Origin of the sequence: Pseudomonas sp. EA_65y_Pfl2_P74, assembly GCF_963970575.1 — a bacterium.
GTDB lineage: Bacteria > Pseudomonadota > Gammaproteobacteria > Pseudomonadales > Pseudomonadaceae > Aquipseudomonas > Aquipseudomonas baetica_A.
This window is the reverse complement of the sequence record NZ_CAXAOQ010000054.1, coordinates 1-9758: the sequence shown is the minus strand read 5'-3', so window position 1 is coordinate 9758 and position 9758 is coordinate 1. Positions and strand designations below refer to the sequence as shown.

At 48.2% G+C, this 9758-nt stretch carries 10 protein-coding genes and 1 pseudogene; 6 read left to right on the top strand and 5 right to left on the bottom strand.

The genetic code is table 11. The features are described 5' to 3' along the window. Nucleotides 1-31 precede the first annotated feature (31 nt). A complete protein-coding gene (locus AACY18_RS27475; RefSeq protein ID WP_339466780.1) occupies nt 32-769 on the bottom strand; it encodes a toll/interleukin-1 receptor domain-containing protein in 738 nt (245 codons plus the stop codon). Between the two features lie 542 nt (nt 770-1311). Here AACY18_RS27475 and AACY18_RS27470 point away from each other — a divergent pair. The 4 genes from AACY18_RS27470 to AACY18_RS27455 all read left to right on the top strand — a co-directional run bounded on the left by AACY18_RS27470 (nt 1312) and on the right by AACY18_RS27455 (nt 3263). Further along, nucleotides 1312-1707: a hypothetical protein gene (locus AACY18_RS27470; protein WP_339466779.1), complete on the top strand. Its 396-nt coding sequence runs from the start codon at nt 1312-1314 to the stop codon at nt 1705-1707. Further along, nucleotides 1708-2100, top strand: a complete 393-nt coding sequence (locus AACY18_RS27465; protein ID WP_339466778.1) for a GAF domain-containing protein — start codon at nt 1708-1710, stop codon at nt 2098-2100. Further along, nucleotides 2100-2531 (top strand): hypothetical protein, encoded by a 432-nt coding sequence (locus AACY18_RS27460; protein WP_339466777.1) that lies wholly within the window; start codon nt 2100-2102, stop codon nt 2529-2531. The genes AACY18_RS27465 and AACY18_RS27460 overlap by 1 nt, the downstream gene beginning before the upstream one ends. A 243-nt stretch (nt 2532-2774) precedes the next feature. Next, nucleotides 2775-3263 (top strand): hypothetical protein, encoded by a 489-nt coding sequence (locus tag AACY18_RS27455; protein WP_339466776.1) that lies wholly within the window; start codon nt 2775-2777, stop codon nt 3261-3263. A 91-nt stretch (nt 3264-3354) separates the two neighbouring features. On the opposite strand, the gene AACY18_RS27450 is transcribed toward AACY18_RS27455, so the two are convergent. The 4 genes from AACY18_RS27450 to AACY18_RS27435 form a co-directional block, all read right to left on the bottom strand. Then, complete coding sequence (locus tag AACY18_RS27450) at nt 3355-3549, bottom strand: hypothetical protein (protein ID WP_339466775.1); 195 nt, start codon at nt 3547-3549, stop codon at nt 3355-3357. A 105-nt stretch (nt 3550-3654) separates the two neighbouring features. Next, nucleotides 3655-6141, bottom strand: a complete 2487-nt coding sequence (locus tag AACY18_RS27445) for a nuclease-related domain-containing DEAD/DEAH box helicase (protein WP_339466774.1) — start codon at nt 6139-6141, stop codon at nt 3655-3657. 205 nt (nt 6142-6346) lie between these two features. Then, the gene (locus AACY18_RS27440) at nt 6347-7447 is read right to left on the bottom strand and encodes a hypothetical protein (RefSeq protein ID WP_339466772.1); all 1101 of its coding nucleotides are present in this window, start codon (nt 7445-7447) and stop codon (nt 6347-6349) included. A 5-nt stretch (nt 7448-7452) separates the two neighbouring features. After that, the gene (locus AACY18_RS27435) at nt 7453-8070 is read right to left on the bottom strand and encodes a Cap15 family cyclic dinucleotide receptor domain-containing protein (RefSeq protein ID WP_339466771.1); all 618 of its coding nucleotides are present in this window, start codon (nt 8068-8070) and stop codon (nt 7453-7455) included. 658 nt (nt 8071-8728) lie between these two features. On the opposite strand from AACY18_RS27435, the gene AACY18_RS27430 reads away from it, so the two are divergent. Both AACY18_RS27430 and AACY18_RS28240 read left to right on the top strand, forming a co-directional pair. Then, nucleotides 8729-8983, top strand: coding sequence for a hypothetical protein (locus AACY18_RS27430; RefSeq protein ID WP_339466769.1), 255 nt, complete (start codon nt 8729-8731; stop codon nt 8981-8983). A gap of 292 nt (nt 8984-9275) precedes the next feature. After that, a pseudogene (locus AACY18_RS28240) lies at nt 9276-9620 on the top strand (4-fold beta flower protein); the annotation flags it as partial. Nucleotides 9621-9758 lie beyond the last annotated feature (138 nt).

Genomic DNA, 9758 nt, shown 5'->3' with positions numbered 1-9758 from the left:
AAGCAGCATCTTAAGTAATGCGGCTCTGCGTTCAGGTGAATAGTACGGCACGACCAGTCTCTTTCCGCCCCCGATATGCTTTTTTTGGAAAAACCGGAGAGGCGACAACTATCCTGACACCGGGGGGAAGCAGCAGAGCTGGGCTAGAACGATCGCGATAAACCGTAACTTCATGATTGCGACCATTCCCCCAAACGATCACTTCACCGCTTTGAAGGTATTTGAGTGCGCGCTGCTGCAGTTTGTGTGCTGCCAACTTAGCGTTGATTTCTCTTTGTATCTGCGCCGGTTTTACTCCTTCGACACCCCCCATCACCGCCATTCCAATATCGAGATTGAGCTCCTGCAAAGGCTGCAGGTTTAGGTAAAGGCGCCCAACGAGAGGCTCGGGCAGCTCATCAACACAACCGGATTTAATGATGAGCGGTACGATGCGAACGCCTGGCTCGGAGGAGATCTTTTTCAGCATTTCCAGCTCACGGTAAACTCCTGATCCTTTTTTCTGGGCAGATTTCACGTAATCGTGATCGCACAAGCACAGGATCAAAATTGGGCGTTTCGACAACTCTTGGGCTATCACTCCATCTATAGATTCTCCGTAGTGAATGCTGTCCCGATCCCAAAAAACGTCGTTACTCCAGTTGATCCTATCGACGATGCGCTGGCGCACCCATTCCTTGTTTTCTAAACCGTCACCCCATGCATACGAGATGAAAATCGAACCGCATTTTTCCGCTTCAGTCATTTTTTTCACTTCAGAACTGTCCAACGCGCCATCCAATATGTCGCAGAAATGACTCGGTGGCCCCGCATCTAACATTAGGAATGCAATCGAACGCTGCAAAGCTTCGCACTAGCATGAAACCACTCAGTAAACAACTACGACAAGCGGCTGGTTACACAGTTAGATGCGCTTGAATTCCGACCTCAGATTAAGCATCTCATTACTGACAGAGAATGCCAGCTCGCTATTTCACTTCACCCCATGGGGAAGTGATCATCTTGACCCTCAGGAATGATGGCAAGGCTACCAAGGCAGCTATCGGGCCGTAAGACGATATCCGTGCCTGTCCATCCAAATCCAACCTTTCGCATAAGAACGGCTATCCTCAACGAGCGGAGACAGGCCTCGACAGCTTAACTGTCGACATTGTCACGCGAGAAAAAGTACCTACGACCTACACGAAAATGTATAGGCCGCGGGGCTACTGCCGTGGGTCTCGCGGAAAAACATTCGGAAGGTGATAGCAATAAATGCTACGGACGGGGCCTAAGCGAAAATTTATCTACGAGGCATCAGGATACATCTACGTGATTGGAGGGATGTTGTCCTCATTAATCGTATGGCTGATGGACGTCAAAAAGGACGATAAATGGATCGAGCAAAAACCCATACTTTGGCTGCTCATCGATCGTTTTCAAGAAATGGCTATTTGGCTACTGCTCGCGGTAGGTTTAGTAATCGCTGCAACGGCGATTATGAAACGGATGGCGGATCCATGGGTTGTTGAAAAGTTACAATTTATTCTGAATGAGTATCAAGATAGGGTTTTTAAGAACCTAAACGTACCTAAAGATCACAATCGAGTGACGTTATTCAAGTTCAAAAAAAACCTATTCTTCCGTCGGCACTGGCTTGAGTCGGGGGTGTCCACATGGTTACCCTTCAAGACACGTCGATTTTGTGGTGACTATCTGGTTCCTTAAATGCGCTCCGGTCATCTGACGCTCAATACGAAAACTATTTTTTATATTGATAGCGAAAATAGTGCCAAATCTCAGGGCGTTGCAGGCTTGGCCTGGTCACAACGCGGCGTGGTGATCCTACCCGACCTACCGGAGATCACGTCTAACACCAGGCCCAAGGCTCGAGAAAACTATGCTACGGTGACTAAATCATCGGTACGCTTCTTGGAGCGCTACCTGGCCGAGGGAAGGACTCCCTCACGCGCGATGGCCGCAATGCCGGTGGAGTGCAACGGCAAGCTATGGGGAGTGATTGTCTTGGATAGCCTTGATCCCTTGGGGGTGACAGCTGACTCAGTCGAACACTACACGTTAACCGTGGCCCTGATAGGGCAGCTTTTGGAGAGAGCCTGATGAATACATCAAGCGAAGAATGGATTTCGGTCTCCCAGCATGAGCTGAACGTAATCGAATCCAAGGAGCAACGAGGCATCAAGTTGCAATTTATGTTTTCCCCTGCTGACCTCCCTACGGCATGGAGGGGATATCACATAGATTCAACCACATTAGTGGTTGAATTCAAGTACTTGTCAGGTAGTGAGACCAAAGTTATCCAGAATCAAGATGACGGCGTGAGCATCGAAGTCGGCAAGAACAGCAAACGCATATACAGAATTATTCTAGACCTCATGAAGACTCCATCATCCGGTGCGATCAGGGTATCCAAAGCAGCAAACGCCCTTGAGCATGGTAGAGGTCTGAATAAGAGCAACTCCGAGGTTATTCAGAAGTTTCTGACTTCAAAAAAATCTCGACCCGAATTGCTTCACATGATGGGCGCATAGGTCGGACCTACGCTGCTCTGCCGTCAGCGACAGAGCGGGCGCAGGTAGCGACGGTGTTAATTTGAAGCCCTTGGTCCGTCCTCAGCGTATACCCGGCTCATATTCATTGTACTGGGCATATTCTGCGCACCTATCGCACAGCGCCCCTTCTCTGCCTCGTAACTTTCAAGTTGCAAAAGGAACGATGGCGCCTTTTTGAGCCCTATAGCACTACAATCAATAGGACTCCATTCAGAGGTGTTTATGGTTAAGCACGCAAAATCAAAAAGCGCTTCGCCCGAGACCGCTCGTGCGTACGTGGGAGTGCTGAATGGAATTGACCGCGAGGCCGACATCCAGATTAAGGGTTTTGAGAGCGGTACCGAACTGCTGAAGTTCTTAGACATTTGCAACCGAAAAGAATCGAACTCTTGCATTGTGGATGTTCAGTTGGCGCTGCCACCCTGGCTAAATACTACAGACAGGTGGGTGGCTCAATCTCTGATAGCAATAGCCCACGGGCAGTTCCAAGTTCCGGGTCGGCGCGTTCGAACTAAGTACATCTTCCAGGTCGCGTCAGGACTGATGTATACCGACGATGCGCTGGTTTTCCCCTTGAATATCCAAGAGTGCACAATTCTTTACAAAATGGGAGACCCGCCTGGATTTGGTCAGCAACCACACCTAGAACCCCATCAGGTTCAGATTTCCGCACTCATCGAAAGCTTATTAAACGCCGCTGACGCTTCATAAAAATTCATTGCTCCTAGTCGCCACATTGCTGCCGGCCCATAGGCGCGACTATGCAAATTTGCATCTGGAAAGAGTGCTTCCCCAAACATGGTCACTGGCCATCGGTCATTGGAATCCTCTCAACAGCTGCGCCAATTTGTACAAGCAGATCGACCACACGGCTCCGCACCCTTGGGTCGCTTGGAGAAATGTACTGAGCGACACCTTGTCGATCTGCAATCAGTTGTGTCAGAGCGTCAAAATCATTTTCGTTCAGATCAAGCTCCAGAATTACCCTACGAGTCATAACTAGCTCCAGCAGCGATTGACAGGCTTTATAGGTTAACATCCTGAGGATACAGACAGCAGGTGTATAAGCCCCGTCGATCTAATTTTTGACTACTACACTTCATCAGACATACGTTGTCCGTTGAGGTATAGGAGCATCCTTATCTTCCAGTGGAAGGTACAACCCTTTTTCAAGCCTAGCCACAAAGCCCTTCTGTTTGAACGTGCCAAATGCATTTGCAAAAATCGCACGCCATTCTGTCAAAGAAATTTTCTCTAGCGATTTAAAACGCTTATAAATTTCATCAGCCAAGTTATTGACTGACATAGTCATTTTTGCTGGATAGGTCGCGATTCTAGATTGAGCAAATACAAAAGCGACTAAATATAAAAGTCGCCCTGATGGAAGAGGAGCAAGCAATACATTTGCGCGTACTTTATTTTTACTTGCTCGCAAAATTGCTCCAACTGCGGCCACTTCAATCGGTAATTCAGCCTGCATTTGCAAAGTGTACGATTTAGACAATTGCGAGGTTATGGCCGCATCATACAAACGAATTTCCTCCATAACATCTTCATCAATAGGTGCTGATCTAGTGGCCGCCGTGGCACACAAAGCGCACTCACACTTGAAAGTATCAGTGTGCGGGGTAAGTCGATCACACACCTTGCAAAACTCCATTATCATCAAACTACGAAAGGATGATTCATTATCACCACTTAAATCAGGTTTGATTCGATAAAACCTAGTTAAAGTATCGCCATACCATATGAATACTGGATGAGCAACTCTGATACAGAGATATTCAAGCCAAAGTAGAATTTGAGTTTCGTGAGATTTTATCTCAACAAGCCAAGCCCTCCACTCCTCAGCCCATCTAATATCCAGACTTTTTAAACCTAGAGACTTATCAGTTGTGCTACCAGCAATTAAATTCCTTATACGCAAAGGCACCTGCTGCTGTGTTAGAACTTCAGCACTATTTGGATTTTTCTGTAAGCGCGATTGGAAATCTCTGTTGCCTTTCCAGAAACGATTATGAGCATTGTATAGTGCAATAAACTTCGTGGTCGCACGTGAATACGCACTAAACAACTCAGCGGTATCCAGAGCTTCTGCGCCAACCACGATAACTACTGGAGCCTCCAAGCCACGGAATTTCGCAATAGTTTCAGTGGGTATCTTCTGAAATCGTAAAAAATCGACGTAAACTTTGTCTATGATTGAGCCTGTCAAGACAACAATATCATCATTATCCACCCCCTCTTCGACCAGCATGCTTTTAATACGAAGCAGTTCTTCACAAGGCGATAGCGTAATGACTTCAAGGGCAGTATCTGGTTCCACAACTCTTGGTGATGAGTGCTGAAGCTTTGGGGGAACTACCTCTGCAAGAATCTCGGTAACCGCCTTAGGCATGCGCAAGATAATCGTAAGTGGGAACGCCTCAACGTCAAGAATTTCTTTCAACCCCTCCAACGATACGACATTTCGTTCAAACTTGAAGACCTGAGTTTCATCACAGAAAAACGCCTTAGGCTTTTCATCAAACCAGCTCACAAGTGTCTCACACCACGAATGAGCTAAAGCTTGAGATTCATCAACCACGAGAGCGTCGTACTCGGTCATCAACTCATGTTGGATAGCAGCTTTAAGGTCTTCAACACAATCAACCTTGTACCAATCCTCACCGACCACTCCTCGCTTAGCAATATCAGCGGACTGGCGACATAGTCCATGCCAGGTCATTACTGTGCAAGATTTATAATCATCAAGCTGATCACGAATATAATCAGTAAGTCTTGAATTGAAGGAGAGCACAAGTACATTCTTACCCTCCGCCGCAAACTTCCTTGCCACTTCAATTGCGACCAACGTTTTACCGGTACCCGGCCAACCGCTAATAAGAGAATGCTTACTATTCAGCACAGAGCGAACAACTGCGCTTTGCTCGCGAGTTAGCTGAAGCCACACCTTATTGTCGTAACGAATGCGACTTGCCCATCGAGGATGTCCATCGATCGTGGGAGAAAGATAATCAATGAGTTCTTGGGTTTTAGAGAGCCCTAAATCTGAATTTGATAGTGCCTGCTTCCAATACTTCATTAGCTCTATTATTTTCTCAGCGACGTCGGGATACCTTTGAAAATCGATATACAACGGTTGAGGCGGGTTGGCGGAAGTATCGTACATCCCTGGAGAGCAGGGGCCCTCACCGAAATCAGTGTTAGGGAAGATGAATCCGTAGCCGATATTCAGACGAAGCGTCGGTTTCGCCCCGAGCCACTCAGAGAATCCGTGTACATTCTTCCTCGTCTGACTGACCGGATTTATCTTAAAGCCTTCCCGGACATGAATGAACACAGAGTTCTCGACCCGATACACCCCACTCTTAACCTCAAGAGCTAGCACACCATTCTCGGGGTGAATTACGAGGAAATCGATCTCTCCTGTCGGTTTCGCAGATCTATCAAGCTTGTTCACCGCAGAACAAAGCCAAGGTAAGCTATGGATAACTGTGTATTCGTCAGGCAGGTTAGATTTGAGGACTGAGTAAAGCTGACGCTCACCATAACTTTCAGTGTGGTGTGGACCATGTTCCGGAATCATCCTTGCCATCTACAGCGCTCGCTTCTTACCAAATACCTATAACATCTATGCTCCGTTTTATTACCTCGGAGATAGACCAGAAAATTTTATTACGACCCAATGCGTCATTAACGAACTTGGCTCTTCAAATTTTTTCAAAGAACTATGCGAATTTTAGCTCGCAAAGAGGAACCATTAAAACCGCATACCCTTCCTGCCTCAATCACTACTCTGCGATATAGGATTCACGCAAAGCCTTAAGCGTTTCCAAGTCATCGATCCAGTAGCGCGATGTAAGCTCAGTTGCCAAGTTCCTGCCCAACTCACTCACCTCATCCCGCAGCAGACTTATTGACTTGAACTTTTCCTCAGAGTCAATAATTTTTCTAATTCCATCCGGCGTCATCAATTCCATTGTCGAGATTTTATTGTCAATGAGGCGAGTAAGCTGTTGCTTTGCCACAGCAACCAATGCCAATTCGTTGTATCCGGGCACTGATATCGGAGCGTCTTCAAAGTGATATACGAGCCCTGCTATCTCGTAACTGTTTACCAAGATCGCCGTTGGGCTATCACTATCCGCCTTCAAATTTTTGAGCATGCGAATAATTTTCTTGACACCACCACGGGTACGAGCTTCCTTTTGATTAATCTTATCAATATGAAGGAAGGGCCTATTCAAGAATGTATCGCCAGTGTTTTTTTGGTAGATTTTTACCTCACGATCTTTCTTGTTCTTGCTGATTTGATATGCAGAAGAGTCATGCCAATGCGACGGCACCACATCTACGCTTCGCGACAAACTCCCACCAGACAACGCAATGGCTTTGTCTTTTGTAATATCCACGTCAGCAACTGGATAGGCAGCTTTCAGGGCCGACTCCAGTTCACTGCGGAGGGAAGCGAGTTGAGCAATGCCGCTGGGCCCTACCCAACTTGAGTAATCCGATGTGTTCGCCCGAGCCCCTTGGAGATCAATGGTCAAGTAACGGCGCAGAAGCACCAGAATGTCAATGTCGCTGACACCACGAATATGGACGTTCAGTGGAACAGATCCCTGGTACTCGAACTGAACATCTGTGGCTATACGGTTTGTGATCTGGTTCTTCACCCTTTCACCTTCCGCCACGGAAATCTTCGTGTAGGTCGGATCAACTTCCTGCATGATCCCTAGCGCATATTTTGTCCACTGGCCGCTCGAACGAGTTTCAAACTTCTCAGAAATTAATCTCGTATTTGCAGTAATGCTATCCATCACCACGGTACTGCTGCTTCCCCGGCGCCGAGATTTAAGGTCTGTCAGCCTCCGATTAACATCCTTACCCATTTCAATTATCTCCTGGTAAATGTCATGGTCCCAGCAGTACCGCGCCCTTTGGCAGTGAAGTATTCACCTTGCGCGGATTTCAAACCTTTGGCGAATCTCATCTCACTATAGCCTTGGTGAGCGTTAAGATGGCCATTACCCGTCTTCGGTCGATTCATATAGCTGTACATCAACATCCAGCAGCCATCAGGCTCAGGAATCAATGCCACAGATACGCTATGAGATACGGACGACTTAGTTTCCAACCTGACGCGAATCTTCTCCCAAGTTTGAGAGATGGTCAGTTCCGCACACCAATCGTGCGCGACAGCACCATTATCATCGAGTGTTTGGCCGACACACTCCCAGTCCCCTGAGATATTGGGAACCTGAGCCAGAATACTCAACGGACGCCAGCCGTATTTATTGAAGAACCAGTGAAGGGCTGTGTATGTCAAGCTAGCTGTTAGCGGGATTACAACGAAGTACTTGCCCCAATCTGGCATTCCGAGTTGGGACATGAGGTCGGACAGCCCGATCCCAACCGCTGGAAGGAAGGAAACAACTATCGTGGCCAGCATTCCTAGGTAGCGACCGATGGTGCTCCTGCGATGGCCTATCACCGAATACTCATGATCTTGCATGCCATCCCTCGCACTCGCCGTTACCATAGCTCGGCCGGAGATGATAGCACTTTGAAATTAAGAGAACGCTGAAAATGTGCTGTTTGTCAGGATGAGCCCAAGCGTTGCCCCTGGCTTGCCGCTTTGTCTGCCGACCACTATTTATCAGAGGAAAGGCTCAAGGACCTGCCTCAGCGCTCGGCCTGCCCTTTCATCAGACCGCCCCCATTTTTCTCCACCCGTACGAGCAACATAACGTCCTGCGACCATACATCTGCTTGCGTCCGCACGTGACCTGGGCTCCTCAGATGCGTAATTGCATGGACTTGACCACCCATTTGCATCGTCACTGACCAGTCAATTGCCTTCGTGCTGATCAACAGGTTGCATTCGACTTGCCCAGCACACTCCGTAGTGACGATCGGCGGAGAACGGCCAAGAGCAGTCATCCTGTGCCGATGAACCAGAGGCAATTGTCCTTTCTCAGTTGCGGATTTGAACTAGACAACGCAAGCCCTCTTGTTAAGCCAAACGCGGCACGCCGCAGCTACGTACGTAACTAAAGCCCACACTTTTTTTAATGATAGCCTCTTGAAATCATCAGTCATCACCTCAATTAGCTAGGTACCTGGGAGCGTCTGCTGCCGGGCCAAGTCAGTCCAAATCTAGAGAGTTAGTTATGGCTATAAGCGATAGCGGTCAAAAAAAGGTCATTTCGGCCAGCGATGCAAGTAAAAAGCACTTTCAGAAAATTCAAAAAACTGGTAGTGCACCAACTCACCCGGGAATTTACGAGTGCCAAAAATGCGGTTATGAAGACTTGATAAACCGTGAGTGCCCGAAGCTCCCTCCATGCAGCGAATGCAGCGGAAGCGACTGGAAAATGAGCGTCTTTGCTCAGAATAGCGACCAGAAGGGCGGCAAACCGTTTTAACCCTAGCGGCCAATTCAGGGAGTGACGATCAAAGGAAAAAAGCCCCAATAGATCAGTTGGGGTTTCCGCTCGTCTTTAGCACAGCTTCAAGATCAAGTTGTTAGGCAAAACAATGTTTTCGACGTAGCCGAGCATTCGAAAGCCAGTTTTTTGGCACATAGGAGGCGATACGCTCGAGGGAAGGCTTGCTCTTTACCTATGAGGTCCATTAATACTCATCGCTACGTTCTGCCGACGTGCTTTGTCTCGGTTGACTGCTAGCATGTAGTAACCCAGAGAACGGAGTTCATACATGCTTTATCCGCTATTTGATCAGAATTGTGATTTGACTGCCTGGATCGAGCCGGGACGTAATATTTTCGACACCGATATGAACTGGATTGCGTACCTGTCGAACAATCATGCGTGGTCAGCTACATCTGGCAATTGGTTAGGCGCAGTACATGGTTTGCTGTGTTTGGATCATTCAGGTAGACCAGTGCTGTGGAACGCAAATGAACGCGTGGTAGGAACCGCTCGCCCGACTCGCCCGGCGCGTGCTGCAAGATCTGCTCGACCTGCACGCCCAGCGAGGCCTGCACGTCCAGCACGACCTGCCAGGCCAGCTCGTCCGACGGGTGGATGGACAGACCTTTCGGTGTTCCAATGGCCGGCGTTTTTCAAGGTTGTTGTCGCGTCGCCGTCTAACTATGCCGCTCTTTTCTCGGTCTGCTGCTGCCGATCCGGGTTCAACATCACAGTGCCCATCGGCTCCCAGTTTCTTGTCTGGCCAGAC